Source organism: Kitasatospora sp. NPDC051170, assembly GCF_044455705.1.
Taxonomy (GTDB): domain Bacteria; phylum Actinomycetota; class Actinomycetes; order Streptomycetales; family Streptomycetaceae; genus Kitasatospora.
In genome coordinates this window covers 550,746-564,645 of sequence record NZ_JBITFA010000001.1, presented here as the reverse complement: position 1 = coordinate 564,645, position 13,900 = coordinate 550,746, and the positions used below count along the sequence as shown (strand labels likewise).

General features: G+C 71.5%; 17 protein-coding genes and 1 pseudogene. 7 read left to right on the top strand and 11 right to left on the bottom strand.

Going from position 1 to position 13,900, the window contains the following annotated elements:
• Window positions 1-55: 55 nt before the first annotated feature.
• Complete coding sequence (locus tag ACIBCA_RS02610) at window positions 56-244, bottom strand: hypothetical protein (protein ID WP_396280946.1); 189 nt, start codon at window positions 242-244, stop codon at window positions 56-58.
• A gap of 168 nt (window positions 245-412) precedes the next feature.
• Between ACIBCA_RS02610 and ACIBCA_RS02605 the strand changes: the two genes are divergently transcribed.
• Complete coding sequence (locus ACIBCA_RS02605; RefSeq protein WP_396281233.1) at window positions 413-763, top strand: hypothetical protein; 351 nt, start codon at window positions 413-415, stop codon at window positions 761-763.
• Between the two features lie 127 nt (window positions 764-890).
• Here ACIBCA_RS02605 and ACIBCA_RS02600 read toward each other — a convergent pair.
• A pseudogene (locus tag ACIBCA_RS02600) lies at window positions 891-1,172 on the bottom strand (alpha/beta hydrolase); the annotation flags it as partial.
• Between the two features lie 106 nt (window positions 1,173-1,278).
• Here ACIBCA_RS02600 and ACIBCA_RS02595 point away from each other — a divergent pair.
• The 4 genes from ACIBCA_RS02595 (at window position 1,279) to ACIBCA_RS02580 (ending at window position 4,029) form a co-directional block, all read left to right on the top strand.
• A complete protein-coding gene (locus ACIBCA_RS02595) occupies window positions 1,279-1,737 on the top strand; it encodes a hypothetical protein (RefSeq protein WP_396280945.1) in 459 nt (152 codons plus the stop codon).
• Window positions 1,738-1,995: 258 nt separating this feature from the next.
• Complete coding sequence (locus ACIBCA_RS02590) at window positions 1,996-2,559, top strand: TetR/AcrR family transcriptional regulator (protein ID WP_396280944.1); 564 nt, start codon at window positions 1,996-1,998, stop codon at window positions 2,557-2,559.
• A gap of 106 nt (window positions 2,560-2,665) precedes the next feature.
• Window positions 2,666-3,610 (top strand): NAD-dependent epimerase/dehydratase family protein, encoded by a 945-nt coding sequence (locus ACIBCA_RS02585; protein WP_396280943.1) that lies wholly within the window; start codon window positions 2,666-2,668, stop codon window positions 3,608-3,610.
• On the top strand, window positions 3,607-4,029 hold the full coding sequence (locus tag ACIBCA_RS02580) for an organic hydroperoxide resistance protein (protein WP_396280942.1): 423 nt from the start codon (window positions 3,607-3,609) through the stop codon (window positions 4,027-4,029). Before ACIBCA_RS02585 ends, ACIBCA_RS02580 begins: the two co-directional genes overlap by 4 nt.
• Window positions 4,030-4,129: 100 nt before the next feature.
• Here ACIBCA_RS02580 and ACIBCA_RS02575 read toward each other — a convergent pair whose 3' ends face one another.
• The 3 genes from ACIBCA_RS02575 to ACIBCA_RS02565 form a co-directional block, all read right to left on the bottom strand.
• Entirely contained in the window at window positions 4,130-4,888 is a 759-nt protein-coding gene (locus tag ACIBCA_RS02575; protein WP_396280941.1) for a helix-turn-helix domain-containing protein, read from the bottom strand.
• 152 nt (window positions 4,889-5,040) lie between these two features.
• On the bottom strand, window positions 5,041-5,871 hold the full coding sequence (locus ACIBCA_RS02570) for an alpha/beta fold hydrolase (RefSeq protein ID WP_396280940.1): 831 nt from the start codon (window positions 5,869-5,871) through the stop codon (window positions 5,041-5,043).
• Between the two features lie 215 nt (window positions 5,872-6,086).
• On the bottom strand, window positions 6,087-6,443 hold the full coding sequence (locus ACIBCA_RS02565) for a PRC-barrel domain-containing protein (protein ID WP_396280939.1): 357 nt from the start codon (window positions 6,441-6,443) through the stop codon (window positions 6,087-6,089).
• 304 nt (window positions 6,444-6,747) lie between these two features.
• On the opposite strand from ACIBCA_RS02565, the gene ACIBCA_RS02560 reads away from it, so the two are divergent.
• Window positions 6,748-7,005: a hypothetical protein gene (locus ACIBCA_RS02560; protein ID WP_396280938.1), complete on the top strand. Its 258-nt coding sequence runs from the start codon at window positions 6,748-6,750 to the stop codon at window positions 7,003-7,005.
• Window positions 7,006-7,238: 233 nt separating this feature from the next.
• Window positions 7,239-8,171 (top strand): alpha/beta hydrolase, encoded by a 933-nt coding sequence (locus tag ACIBCA_RS02555; protein ID WP_396280937.1) that lies wholly within the window; start codon window positions 7,239-7,241, stop codon window positions 8,169-8,171.
• Window positions 8,172-8,281: 110 nt separating this feature from the next.
• On the opposite strand, the gene ACIBCA_RS02550 is transcribed toward ACIBCA_RS02555, so the two are convergent.
• The 6 genes from ACIBCA_RS02550 to ACIBCA_RS02525 form a co-directional block, all read right to left on the bottom strand.
• Window positions 8,282-9,154: a hypothetical protein gene (locus ACIBCA_RS02550; protein WP_396280936.1), complete on the bottom strand. Its 873-nt coding sequence runs from the start codon at window positions 9,152-9,154 to the stop codon at window positions 8,282-8,284.
• A gap of 366 nt (window positions 9,155-9,520) precedes the next feature.
• Window positions 9,521-9,658 (bottom strand): hypothetical protein, encoded by a 138-nt coding sequence (locus tag ACIBCA_RS02545; protein ID WP_396280935.1) that lies wholly within the window; start codon window positions 9,656-9,658, stop codon window positions 9,521-9,523.
• Window positions 9,640-10,452, bottom strand: a complete 813-nt coding sequence (locus tag ACIBCA_RS02540; RefSeq protein ID WP_396280934.1) for an NUDIX hydrolase — start codon at window positions 10,450-10,452, stop codon at window positions 9,640-9,642. Before ACIBCA_RS02540 ends, ACIBCA_RS02545 begins: the two co-directional genes overlap by 19 nt.
• Before the next feature lie 372 nt (window positions 10,453-10,824).
• Window positions 10,825-12,498: a hypothetical protein gene (locus tag ACIBCA_RS02535; protein ID WP_396280933.1), complete on the bottom strand. Its 1,674-nt coding sequence runs from the start codon at window positions 12,496-12,498 to the stop codon at window positions 10,825-10,827.
• Window positions 12,495-13,397: an ATP-binding cassette domain-containing protein gene (locus ACIBCA_RS02530; RefSeq protein ID WP_396280932.1), complete on the bottom strand. Its 903-nt coding sequence runs from the start codon at window positions 13,395-13,397 to the stop codon at window positions 12,495-12,497. The genes ACIBCA_RS02535 and ACIBCA_RS02530 overlap by 4 nt, the downstream gene beginning before the upstream one ends.
• 32 nt (window positions 13,398-13,429) lie before the next feature.
• Window positions 13,430-13,813 carry a hypothetical protein gene (locus tag ACIBCA_RS02525; RefSeq protein ID WP_396280931.1) on the bottom strand — a complete coding sequence of 128 codons (384 nt, stop codon included), beginning with the start codon at window positions 13,811-13,813 and terminating at the stop codon, window positions 13,430-13,432.
• Window positions 13,814-13,900 lie beyond the last annotated feature (87 nt).

Here is a 13,900-nt window from a genome sequence, read left to right as displayed (position 1 = left end):
GGCGCCCTGGCGAGCGACGGGGTGCGGTTCCCGGCCGGGGCCGCGTGGCGACGGGTCAGCGCACCGGGCAGGCGATCCGGGTGCGCTGTTCGGACACCGTCCATGGGCGATGGGCGACGTCCTGGTCCTGGGCGGCCCCGTCGGGCTGGACCACGGTGGGGTGGCCGCGGAACTCACCGAAGCCGTCCGGGCCGATGAACTGCCCTCCCCGTACATGGGGAATGACGAGGTCGAGCACTTGCACGGGGTGCACGGGATGCACGTGGTTCACGACGGTCCGCCGGAGGCACCGCCGTGGGTGCTCATCCACGGATCGGGGGCTTCGAGCGGTTGCTGGAGTTCTCCGGTGTGCCGCCCCTTGGGCGGCTCGTGTCGCGGGAACCGACACTGTTGCTTGATCGTCATCACTGGCATGTCGTCAGTTCTGGTCCTCGGAATCGATCCACACGCAGTGCCCGGCATGGACGGGGATGTCATTCGCGCGGCCCTCGAGCAGGAGTTGACGCGGTTCGGCGATCACGCCATCGACGCGTCCATGGTGTTGATCTCGTTGGACGAGTCGGCCGAGTCCACGATGGTCACCGCGCTGTCCGAGCGTGCGTGGGATGTCGTGGTCATCGGCGGCGGAATCCGCAAACCGGAGCCACTTCTGCCGCTGTTCGAGCAGGTCGTGAACCTTGTCCGCCAACATGCGCCGAGGGCTGCGATCGCGTTCAACACCAGCGGAGGCGACAGCATCGAGGCGGCCGAGCGGTGGTTGTGAACCCGGGGCGGGGCAGGCGGGTCGACACTCTCCCGTCCTGCGCCCGCGCCAAGGTCGCATAGGGTGCCTCTGCTGCGGTGAGGCCCGCCGCTGCCAGGTGCGCGGATCGGCAGGCACAGCGCGGGGTCTACGTCGACAGCGTGTGCCCCATGCCCGCACCGCGAATGCGCTGGCTGAGGAAGAGCGCCGCGCGGTCGAGGGCCTCATCCGCCTCGTCCAGGACGCCGGCGAACGCCTGGAACACGTGCGGCACATGGGCGGTGACGTCAAGGATGACGTCCACCCCGGCCGACCGGGCACGCGCGGCGAGGCGCGTCGAGTCGTCCAGAAGGATCTCGTTGGTACCCACCTGGATCAGCATCGGTGGGAATCCGGTCAGGTCGGCGAGGACAGCCGGGCTGAGCAGGGGCTGGAGTGCGCCATCAAGGTTTGACGGTGACGTGGGCTGACCAGCCCTGGATCTCCGAGCGTCGGACCGACGGCGCCAATCGTCTATGCCCCCATACGATCACTGGGTGACCGACGACGAGATCATTGAAGCCTTCCGAGAGGTTGCCCAGGAACGGCAGTGGCCTCCGCCCGCGCCAGCAGAGGCCGTTGCCGAGACGGAACGTGTCATCGGCTTCGCCTTCCCCCTGCTCCTCAGGCGCCTCTCCACGGAAGTGTCGAACGGCGGCTTCGGCCCGCTCGACGGAGTCCTGCCGATCGACGTGGGGCAGCGGCTGGACCACATAGCCGAGGCATATGAAGACGGGCCGGATCCCACCGGCGGGGTACCCGCCGGCGTGGTGCCGCTCTACGACTGGGGCTGCACGATGTGGTCCCTGGTCGACTTCCGGGACCCGGACGGCATGATGTGGTCCAACGCGGAGGGGGAATGCTGGCCACAGGGAGTCAGCCTGGCCCAGTGGCTGGTCGCCGCGATGAACGGCGAAGTGTGTTTCGCCTGGCCGGACGGAGTGGCCTCCGAGTAGCGCGTGGCACCGGCCGACTGCATCGACCGGCCGTCAGGAGACTGACTGACCCTCGGCAGGGCCGTGCGTCTGGCCCATGGCTTTGACGATCTCTTGTCGTATCGGCGAACTGCTCGGCCGAGCGGATGTTCGACGCGGGGTCAACCTCGGTTTCATGGCCGACCGGCTCATGCGCGGTCGTCGGCCGCGCGGGTCGGGCGGCCTGGCGGGAAGCGGTGAAGGGTTGACGCGGGAAAGTGTGAGTGGTTTATTACTCATATGGCGACGACGGGACGGGTGCTCAGCACCGCGGAGGAACGCAGGGAAGTGGTGCTCAGCACCGCGGTCAGCAGCTTCGCGGCCCGTGGCTACTACGGCACCAACACCACCGAGGTGGCGAAGAGGGCGGGCATCTCGCAGGCGTACGTCTACCGCCTGTTCCCCAACAAGGAGGCGTTGTTCGTCGCGGTCGTCGAGCACTGTTTCGACCTCGTGCGGGACAGCTTCGCCAGGGGGGCGGCCAAGGCGCGCGGCAGCGAGCCGCAGGAGGTGCTGATGGCGATGGGCGACGAGTACGCCCGGCTCATCGCCGACCAGGACGTGCTGCTGGTCCAGGTGCACGCCCAGGCGGCCGCGGCGTCCGAGCCCGCGGTGCGCGAGGTGGTGCGGCGCAGCTACGCCAGGACCGTCGAGTACGTGCGCAGCGTTTCCGGCGCGGACGCCGACGCGGTCCAGCACTTCATGGCCAGGGGGGCGTTGTGTCACCTGGTGGTGGCGATCGGCGCCACCGAGGTCGACGCGCCGTGGGCGAACACGCTCTCGGCGGGCCTGCGCCACTACTGAGTTCCGTCACCAACCGAGTTTTCGCTGTGAGAACGGCCGCGTCACGCGGCCTTTTCTTTCGACCTAAGTGTGAGTGGTTAACCACTCAATCCTTGGAGGAGAAGTCATGACGCAGGAACTGCACGTCGTCCTCGGCACCGGACCCGTCGGCCTGACCCTCGCCGAGCGGCTCGTCGCCCAGGGCCACCGGGTGCGCACGGTGAACCGGTCCGGCGGTGGGGAGCAGATCGCCGGTTCGGTGCGGGTCGCTGCCGACGTGACCGACCGGGCCAAGCTCGCCGAGATCGTCGAGGGCGCCGAGGTCGTCTACAACTGCACGCACGTGCCGTACCGGCTGCAGCCGCAGGTGCTGCCCGTGATCCAGGACGCGCTGCTCGACGTGGTCGGCCGCAGCGGCGCGAAGCTGGTCACCGTCGAGACGCTCAACCAGTACGGCCCGACCGGCGGGGTGCCGATGACCGAGCGGACGCCGCTCGCCGCGCCGGGCCCCAAGGGCAGGACGCGCGCCGCGATCACCGAGCGGTACCTGGCCGCGCACGAGCGCGGGGACGTCCGCGTCGCCCTCGGCATGGCGGCCGACTTCTTCGGCCCGCGCGTCCTGCTGTCCTCGCTGGGCGCGGCGGTGTTCCCGGCCGCGCTGGCCGGCGCGACCAGGCTCGGGCTGGGCGACATCGACCTGCCGAGGAGCTACACCTACGTGCCTGACCTCGCCGCCGGGCTCGCCCTGCTCGGCTCCGACGAGCGCGCCCTCGGCAGGCTGTGGCACCTGCCCGTCGACGGCCCGTACACGACCCGGCAGATTCACGGCGTCATCGGCGACCTGACCGGCGAGCCGACGCAGATCACGGTGCAGCGCGAGGCGGAGCCGTTCGGCCCGTACGACGAGGAGTTCATGGCCGAGTACCGCGAACTCTTCTACTGGCACACCGAGTCGTTCGTCATGGACGACTCGCTCTACACCGGCACCTTCGGTGTCCGCGCCACCCCGATGCGCGAAGCGCTCGCCAAGACCCTCGACTGGTTCGCCCACTCCGTCCAGGAAGGACAGTGACCGTGCAGACCCTCTACACCACCGAAGTGACCTCCAGCGGCGACGGCCGCAACGGCAGGGTCCGCTCCAGCGACGGCCTGCTGGACACCGCACTCGCGCTCCCCAAGGAAGCCGGCGGCTCCGGCGCCGCGACCAACCCCGAGCAGCTGTTCGGCGCGGGCTACGCGGCCTGCTTCCACAGCGCGATACGGCTGGTCGCCCGGGAACGCAAGATCACACTGTCCGGCGACACGGTCGTCGCGCGGGTGGGTCTCGCCCGGGACGAGGCCGGGTTCCTGCTCGACGTCGAACTGTCCGTGGTGCTGCCCGGGCTGTCGCAGGTGGACGCCGAGTCGCTGGCCAGGGACGCCCACGGGCGCTGCCCGTACTCGCGGGCGATCCGCGGCAACGTCGACGTCACGCTGCGCGTCGCCGTCTGACCGGCAGGCCCCGGCATCAGCGAGCACAACGGTCGTCAGCGCCCCGCGAGGCAGAGCGCCCCGCGAGGCGGAGCGCCCCGCGAGGCAGGGCGCCCCGGGTTCAGGCCGGGTCGGTGTGAAGCGGACCCGACGGCGGCGTCGGGCATGCGAACGAGGTCGGCCACGCGACGTCGTCGATGGCGAGCCACGGCGCGGCGGCTACGGCGGTGGGCGTCGTCCCCGTGAATGCCTGGACCTCGCGGTGGAGGTGGGACTGGTCGGCGTAGCCGCTTGCGGCCGCCACCCAGGCGGCGGGGTTGCCCGCTGCGAGAAGGTGGGCGGCGTGGTCGAAGCGCACCAGCTGGGCGGCGCGCTTGGGGGTGAGGCCGATCTGGGACCGGAAGCGGGACCACAGGCGCTTACGGCTCCATCCCACCTCCGTCGCCAGGGCGTCGACCCGTACCCGTCCCCGGCTCGTGAGCATCCGCCGCCAGGCGAGAGCAACCTCCGGGTCGGGCGACGGGCGGGTGTCCAGCCGTCGGCCGAGGAGATCCGCGGCGATGGCGAACCTCTCGTCCCAGGACGCGGCGGCGCGCAGCATGTCCTCGGCCCGCCCGGCGTCGCGGCCCCAGAGTTCCTCCAGGGAGGCCACCGTCCCGCCGAGTTCGGCCGGTGCCCCGAGCACCGCGGCCGCCGCGACCGGCGACAACCGGATCTGGAGGCACTCGATCCCCCCGGCCGCGCGGCCGCTGACCCGGAGCGCGCCCGGGGCCAGTCCGACGACCGTGCTGCCGCCTTCGCGCCGGCCGTGAGCATCGTAGACGAGCGCGTCTCCCTCGCTCAGGTCCACGAACAGGGTGACCGACGGGTGCGCGACCATGGTGATGTCCGCAGGCGCCGGGACACGTTGCCGGAACCCGGCCATGCGGATCCCCGGCCGACGTTCCGACGGCCGCGGGACTGCGACGTCCACCGACGTCCAGTCAGGCGGTGACTCGGGGGACCCCATGGCAGCAGGCTAAGCGATCGGTGTCAGTGGAGTGCTGCCGTTGCCGTTGCCGCGAAGTCCAGCAGCAACTCGGCGGTCTCCTCCGGTGCTTCGAACATGGGCAGGTGCCCGACGTCGGGCAGTTGCTCGACGCGCGCGTTCGGCACCGCGTCGTACTGGTGCGCCGAGGACGGATCCCAACGGTGGTCGGCAGCACCGAAGATCACCAGGACCGGGACGTCGAGGGCGGTGAGGCGCTCGGGCACGCTCCGCTCGGTGATGTACGCGGCGTTCCTGCGCAGCGCCGTCCTGAACGTGCGGTAGCCGATTCCCCGAACCTCGGCGACCAGATCGTCCGGGATGTCCACCGGGCGGTCGCACACCGCGGTCAGACCCCTGCGGAGCATGGCGTCCGAGCGGATCGGCCAGAGGAGCGGACCCAGCGGCGGGGCGATCAGGACCTGAAGGACGACGGGCTGCGGAAGGAGGGCGTCGAGGCTCGGGCCGCTGCTGACCAGGGCGAGCGAACCGACCAGGTCCGGGCGCCGTTCGGCGAGCGCGGTGGCGATGTACCCACCGCTGGAGTGCCCGGCCACGGTGACCGGACGAACGCCGAGTTCATCGAGCACCCCGGCCAGGCGACCCGCCTGCTCCGGCACGTCGTACGACGGCGCGGGCAGGGACCGTCCGTGACCCGGGAGGTCGACCCGGATGACGTGGTACCGACCGGCGAGTGCCGGCACCACCGGGCTCCAGAACCCGCCCGAAGCCCCCGACCCGTGGATGAGCACCAACGGCGGTGCCCCCTGCGGGCCGTCGTGGACCACGTGCATCCCGTGCATCCCGTGCAACTGCTTGACGTCGTCATTCCCCATGTACGGGATGATGCTCGAGCCCCGACCATCGGTCTTGTACGAATGTCGTCGCGCGGCCGACGATCGTCGGACCTCCTGTCTCCACGGCGAGCGGGAGGCAGCGGGACATCCGCGACTGCCGGGTCGTTCGAGAACGTCAGCCAGCGGGCGTCTCCGATCGTCCGGCGTTCACCCAGGTGCAGAACGATGCCCGAACCGTGCTGCTCCCCGCACCGTCAGCGCCGGGCCAGGCGGCGTTCGCCGCCGGCGCCCGTCGCGTAGGCCAGCTGGTAGTGGGCGAAGACCGCCGGTTCGTCCTCGGCGGGCAGGACGTCGTCGGTGCCGATGGACGGGGCGTCCTTGACCAGGCTCCTGGGGAAGGCGACCTTCAGGTACCCGGGCCCGGCGACCGTGCCGTCCAGGGGGACGAACACCAGTCGGCGCCGTCCGAGCACACCGACGGTGACCGTCGCGAAGGAGGGCTCGTCGGTGGCGGTGTCCACGTAGACGGACTCCAGCGTGCCGATCTTCTTCCCGTCCGCGTCGACGACGTCGTGCTCCCGCCATTCCCGCAGGTCGGCGATCTCGATCATCCGTGCCTCCGCTTGGCTCCGGAGTCCATCCTGCACCGTCCGCCGCTACCCCGCACCTGGCCCCGGTACCCGGCACGGTGCCGCCGGCGCGCGAGAGGCCGCCCGCCCTCCTCGCCGGAGCAGGCCGGGGGCAGGTGCGCCGTGATGAGGCGGTAGGACCAGGCCGCCGTGCTCGCCGAGGCCGCCGACGCCACCGACACGTGGGCGATGGAACAGCCCTGGCCATCGAGCCGAGCCGAAGGCCGGGGCGCCCTGCTGCGGGCGCCCCGGCCCCGGGGTCGCGACGCCTCCGTGCGTCGTTCAGATGTTGGGGAAGACCTGGCACCGCAACGTGCCGGTCACCCCGGGCGTGCCGGCCCAGGGCTTCGGCGGCACGCTCCTGCTGTTCGACAAGCTCGACACCAACGTGCGCAACCCCCTGGTGGAGGTCGACACCGCCGTCCCGACCTGTGCCGCCTTCGGGATCGCGGGCGCCACCTCCGTCGCGCCGCTGGCCGCCGTCGACGCCGATCAGGGGTGGGTCGGCGTCACCGCCTCGCCGGCGCCGGCCGAGGGCCGGTAGGGGCGGCAGGTGGCGGGGCCGGAACAGTTCGCTCCGGTCCCACAGGGGTTCGGCCGGGGAGCGGTTGTGCCTTGACAGCCTCCTGCGGGGTTGGTCTCGCTCAGTGTGCGGCGACTGACGTACCGGCCGCTCGGTGCGCTGCTGACCCGAACGTCTCACAGCGCGGGCGGCAGGGGGCCGCCAGCCGTAAGTTGGCGCTGGTACCGGTCTGAACCTGTAGCCGGAGGACCCGCATGGCCACCATGGACCCGGAGATCGCGGCGCTTCTGCACCAGTTCGGCGTCGACGGTCCGCCCCCGGACCAGGCGCCGACGATCGAACAGATGCGTCAGGGCAACCGGATGCTGTCCTTGGCCGTCGCCCCGGACCCGCCGCTGCCGGTCGGCTCCGTCGCCGACGAGCCGCTCGCCGGGGTCCCGGTCCGGATCTACCGCCCGGAGTCCGCCGTCCGGGCCCCAACCGTCGTCTTCTGCCACGGCGGCGGATTCATCGTCGGTGACCTCGACACCCACGACGGCGTGTGCCGCCGCCTGGTACGTGACCTGGGCGCGGTCGTGGTCAGCGTCGGCTACCGGCTCGCCCCCGAGCACCCGTTCCCCGCTGCCTACGAGGACTGCCTGCTCGTGACCCGCCACGTCGGCGAGCACCTCGACGACTTCGGCGGCGGCAAGCTGGCCGTGGCCGGCGACAGCGCGGGGGCCAACCTGGCGGCCGGCGTCGCCCAAGCCTGCCGCGACGAGGGCCGACCGCTGGCCGCACAACTTCTCGCGTACCCCGCGACCGACCTCAGCGGCACCAGAACGTACCCGTCGCGCACCGAGAACGCCACCGGCTTCCTCCTCACCACCGCCGAGGCCGAGCACAACGCCGGGATCTACCTCGGTGTCGACCGCGAGGCAGGCAACCGCCCCCCGGCCTCCCCGCTGCTGGCCGCGGACCTCACCGGGCTGGCCCCCGCCGTCATCGGAACCGGCGAGTGCGACCCGCTGCGCGACGAGGGCCTGGCCTACGCCGACGCCCTGGCCGCCGCCGGCGTCCCCGTCAGGAAGCACGTCTACCCGGGGCTGATTCACGGATTCCTCAACTTCGACACCAAGTCGAAGGCCGTGAATGACGCCGTCACCGAGATGTACGCCGAACTGGGCGAGTACCTGCACGCCTGGTGACTCGATCAGCCGGGACTGTTCGAGTCCTTCGGTGGCCGGGTGCTGTCGGAACTCGGCCCCAGGGCGGTCGCGGCCCGAACGAGCATTGACGAGGTCCGGGGATTCGGGGCCTACATCAGGTCGCTGATCACCGGGTGATCGGCCGAGACGGGGCAGACGAAAACGCGCATGGCTTCGTGCCCCCCGAGAACGACGCCGGTCGGCTCGTGGTGTTGGCGCCACGTGCTCGAACTGCCGTCGCGGAAGCCGACAGGTGCCCAGCTCTCCGTGCCGCCGTCCCATTCCTTGCTGTCGATCGCGGCCACGAAGCGCATCTCGCCGCCACACGTGACGCACCGTACGGGTCCGTCGTAGCCCTGGTAGTTCCAGGGCTCGTGACCACCGAGCTTCCAGCCCGGGGCGGTCGAGAGGTCCCAGGAGAAGCGGGGTTCGTACTCCTCGGGGTCGTCGGGGTCGCCGAAGACCGCCCTCTCCCACTCCTCGACGCGCGTCTCGAACTCCTCGCCCAGAGCTCCTGGGTGCGGGTACTCGATCACCGGCTCCGGCCGCAGCAGGCACGGGGTGGGCAGATAGCCGGGTGCACCGATGAGCGCCGGTGTCGGCGGGGTCAGGAATCGGTCTCCCAGGTCAGCGCTGCGGCGGTAGCAGACCTGGACCCACGGGCCGGCGATTCCGTTGTAGGGCGCCGTCCGATCCTCGTACATGTGCTGGAACGGGCACCAGAGGATCTGGAGAAGGTCCGTACCGTCCGGGTAACCGTCGTACCAGGGCACATCGTGCGCGTAGACCTGTACCACGGGCAGCAAGGGCCACGCCCCGTCCACGGTGAACTCCTCCGAGGGGACCCGACCGTGATCGGCAGAGCTTGCCTGCCGTTCGCCTCGGACGTCGGCGAGCCGATGCGGCTGCCCATACGTCAGATGACGGCCGCCCGGGCAGCTCGGCCACACCTCATCCTCCGGCCAGGCCAGCGGTCCTCCCACGGAGCTGTCCCGCGGGCCCGGATTCGCCGGCACAGGATGCAGTCGGACCGCTGTCCTCGCATGGGCGGCGAGCTCGGGAAAGACCGAGGTGACATCCAACGGCCGTGGAGGAGACACCGGGGCTTTCATCGCCGCCCCCGACGGCTTCCCGTGGAGGCGCCGTGGCCGACACCGACAGGAAGACAACCGGACAGCCATGGTGTCTGGACCGGACGAGCAGACAGTTCCTCGATCACAGAGGGCATCGTACGGAGGAGCGACCGCCCGCAACAGGAGGTCCGCGGGATCACACCGGAGTGGTGGTGCCGCCACCGTGCCGGCAGCGGCTTCGAACAGTCGGGCTTACCGGCACGGAGGCGGCGCCGGTCACGGCCCGACGAGGCGTCGCCCGTCGAAGCCGTGGGTGGAGAACGCGGGCCCGCCGGCCAGGTACGCCTCCACCGTGGCCTGGGAGGTCGGGAACATCGGGCTGGGCAGGGCGTCGGCTACGGGGTGCCAGCGCACGTCCAGGTGCTTGTCCGGTTCGGCGTTGACCAGCTCGCCCTTGAACTCGCTGGTGGCGAAGACGAACAGCAGGAATCCGCCGAGCCCGTCCCAGCCCTGCCTGGCCTGGATGGTGTGCACCAGGTGCAGATCACGGGGCGGACGATGAGCCCGGATTCCTCGCGCAGTTCCCGGACGGCGGCGTCGGGGAGCTCCTCGCCCGGCTCGACGTTGCCGCCGGGGAAGTTCCACACGTCCGGGTTGATGGCGGAGCGCATCCCGAGGACGCGGCCCTGCGGGTCGGTGACGAGGAAGCTGCCGTAGACACTGGGGCGGGCGATGGTGGTGAGGTAGCCGCCGACGGGCCGCCACCCGGGGATGGCGAGGCGGCCGGTGAGCCACTCGATCACCGAGCGCTGCCTGTCGCTGGTCGGCGGCAGCCGGCCGGGGACGGCCCACTGGTGGGCGTCGTGCTCGGGGGAGAGGGCGAGCGGGGTGCCGTCCGGTACTTCGGTGGTGAAGACGAACTGCCGTACCTGCTGCCCGTTCTGGTTGCTGAAGTCCAGGTGCCGCACGTAGTCGAGCGCCCCGGTGAGCCCGGTCTCCTCGGCCAACTCCCGGGCCGCACCGGCCGGTACGGGCTCGCCGTCCTCCAGGGAGCCGCCGGGGTACTCCCACAGACCGGGCAGCACGTCGTGCGGGGCCCGGCGGATCATCAGGACCTGCCCGGAGGCGTTGCGGACCACCACGCCGACGGCGATGCGCTCGATGCCCTCGTCGGCGGCCAGCCTGATCAGCACACTGAAGTCGATCACCGGAGTGCTCCTTGTTCGCCGGGGCCGGTGCGGGGCGGCCGGTTCGGGGCATGGCGAGGCTGCGATCACACGGGTGATCGGCCGTCGTATGCGGGTGCTCGGGCAGGTGCTTCACCGTAAGCGCCCCGGCCGGGCCGCGTCGGCGTGTCGGCCCGGAAGCCACACGATCCGGTGAACGTCACCAACTCGCCGAACCAGTCGGGTGGTTGAGGGCAGAACCGGATAGCGTCCCACAGGGGGCTGGCACCCGCCCCGGGCTGGGGCAGCGCCGAGCGCCGACCGTGCCGCACGAGCCAGGGCAGGCCGTCCGGTGTGGCGAGGGCGGGAGCGAACTCGGCGCGGGCACGTTCGGTTCGGACGTCGGTGGTCCGGCTACTGCCCCTTGACGTTTCGCCGGGCCGAACCCGTCAGGAACACCACCGCGAGCATCGTCGCGGACAGCGCCGCGATCAGCAGCGGAGCGGGACCGGCCGGCTTGCCGTTCAGCCGGACGGCGCCCATGAAGTCCACAGCCGCCACGTGGTTGACGAGGACGTACCAGATGGGCAGGTAGACCGCCTGGAAGACCCGGTGGGTGCGGCTGACCACGCCCAGGGACATGGCGAGAGAGGGGATGAACAGTACGCCTCCGAACCAGCAGGCCACGCCCGCGCCGTCGCCGGCGGCCAGCATCCGCAGCAGTGGGGAGGCACCCGTGACTGCGGTGAGCAGCAGCCCGGACGTCCACTCCGCCAGCAGCCTGCGTCGGGCCGTCGGATAGGCGCCGAGCAGCACCTCCAGGCCGTTCTCGACCTGCTGGCTGCCCAGCCGCGACCAGATCAGCACCGGCCAGAGCCATACGCCGGGCAGCAGCAACCCGGTCACGGTGTCGATCGGCAGGGCGAAGCCGGCCACGGTGAACGCGCCGGCGACCGCCCACCACCAGGGGGAGATCCCTTGCAGGAGGATCCGGACCTCGCCGACCAGCAGCCGGCCGAAGGCCCCGGCCCGGGCCGGCTCGGTCCGCGGCAGCGCGCCCGGGGCGGTGGACCAGGTGGACCAGGCGGACCTGGCGGACCAGGTGGACCAGCTGGACCAGGCCGAGCCGGGAGCAGGCGCCGGGGCGTCGGTGCCGAACGGCTCGGCCGCCGTGGCGGTGGGCGACCCCTCCGCCGCCGACGACTGGGCCGGGAGCAGGGAACCGGCAGCGCGGGCCGGGTCGAAGCGGGGGAACCAGAGTGCCGGAAGCAGTGCCACCGCGAAGGCCAGCAGGACCAGCACCACCCGGCCGAGGACGAACCCTGCGGACAGGTCGAAGCCGTCCCAGAGGAAGGTGCCCAGCGGCTTGCTCACCTTGGTCAGGCCGAGGCTGAATCCGCCCTCGCCGGACTGCGGGTGCTGCTCGCCCATCGCCGTGTTCATCGACTGCGCGACGTGGTGCACACCGAGGCCGCCGAAGGGCGCGCCGCCCGACTGGCCGCCGATCGAGATCACCACGGCCAGCACGAACCAGACCACGTTCCCGAAGCCGGCCCGTAGCAGCGGCACCGTCTCGAACAGGATCGCGGCCGCGGCGGTCAGCGCCATCACCGGCAGCGACAGGAGCAGGAACGGCTCGGCCAGGGCGACCGGGTCGACCGAGCGGTTCTCCCCGCGGGCCAGCTGCATCAGCAGCGCGGTGACCGCCAGCACGCCGATCATCGAGGCGAGCACCAGCAGGTTGCTCAGGAACTTGGCGGTCAGGTAGCCGGAGGTGCGCAGCGGGGTGGCGGCGAGGATCTGGCCAACCCGGCCGGCCTCGTCCCGCGCGATGCCGCCGCGCACCACGTAGAAGCCGCCGAAGGTGAGCCAGAGCGCCCCTGCCAGGGCGGTGACCGCGCCGACGTAGGCGCTGTTGTAGATGCCCCGGTTGCCCCCGACGTCCATGATCACCCAGGTGCTGTCCACGTCGGGGACGGCCAGGTAGCCGAGCCCGGTCGCGGCCAGCAGGGTCACCGCGTACGCAGGTCGGCGCGTCCGGTCGCGGAAGTCGCCGGCCACCAGCCCGGCGAGGGTGCGCACCGTCACCGTCCCACCGCCTGCTGCGGGGCGGGAGTCCGCGCGGCGGACCGGTGGACGATGCCCAGGTAGGCGTCTTCGAGGTCGGGCTGGACCAGGGCGGCGTCCCGGGTCGGCGGGGCGGCGGCGAGCAGCCGCAGCCGTACGCCGTTCGCGGTCCGCATCGTGCGGCTGACCACGTGCCGGGCCTGGACGGCCGGGACCTCGGCGGGGGCGACCATGGCCTCCCAGACCTGCCCGTCGATCTCGCGGAGCAGTTCGTCGGGGGCTCCGCGGCGCAGCAGCCGCCCCTGGGCGACCACGGCGATGTCGGAGGCGACCGACTCGACGTCCGAGACGATGTGGGTGGAGAGCAGCACGACGCGGTCGGCCGCGAGGTCGCTGAGCAGGTTGCGGAAGCGCACCCGCTCCTCCGGGTCCAGACCGGCCGTCGGCTCGTCGACCACGATCACCTTGGAGTCGGCCAGCAGGGCCTGGGCGATGCCGATCCGGCGGAGCATGCCGCCGGAGTACGTGCCGAGCGGGCGCTTGACCGCCTCGGTCAGGTTGACCAACTGGAGCAGCTCGTCGATCCGGGCCTTGGCGGAGCGTGCGGACAGGCCCTTGGCGGCCGCCAGGTAGGAGAGGAACTCCCGCGAGGTCAGGTTCGGGTACACCCCGAAGTCCTGTGGCAGATAGCCGAGTTCGCGACGCAGACGGTCCGGGTCGGCGACCACGTCGGCGCCCTGGTAGCGGACCTGGCCGCTGGTGGGCCTGGTGACCGTGGACACGATCCTCATGAGCGAGGACTTGCCGGCGCCGTTGGGCCCCAGCAGGCCCAGCAGGCCCGGGTTCAGGTGCATCGTCATGCCGTCGACGGCGCGCTTGCCGCCCTTGTACACCTTGGTGACGTCGATCAGTTCGAGCATGGTCGTCTTCCTCCCCGCCGAGCCGGTCGGCCTCAGCCCTTCAGATCCGTCGCTTTGCCGTCGCGCGTCACGGCGACGCCGCGCGGCACCTCCACCCGGAACTTGGCGTCGCAGTTGGCCAGTCCGTTGCACCCCGCGCGGAGTTCGAGCGTGCCGTCCTCCAGTTGCCAGAGCTCCCTGGTGGTGCCGACCTTGGGGCCGACGTCGAACCAGCGGGTGACCTTGACATCCTTGCGGTCGGCCGGGACGAGGTCGGTGGGGATGCCGTGTGACTTGACGTTCAGGCTCTTGCCGCTGAACTCGAAGGTCCTGTCCTCGGGCGTGGCGTCCCCGGCCGTGGCGCAGGCGGTGAGCGGGACGAGAGCGGCGATGGCGAGGGCGAGCAGGGCGGGTGCGGCTTTCTTGCGCGGGAGCACCGGTTCCTCCGGGGAGTTGGGATCGGGAATGGTTGAAAGATTCGCCGATCCGCGCCCGGCTGCCATCTGCCGTTCGGCAGATATTGC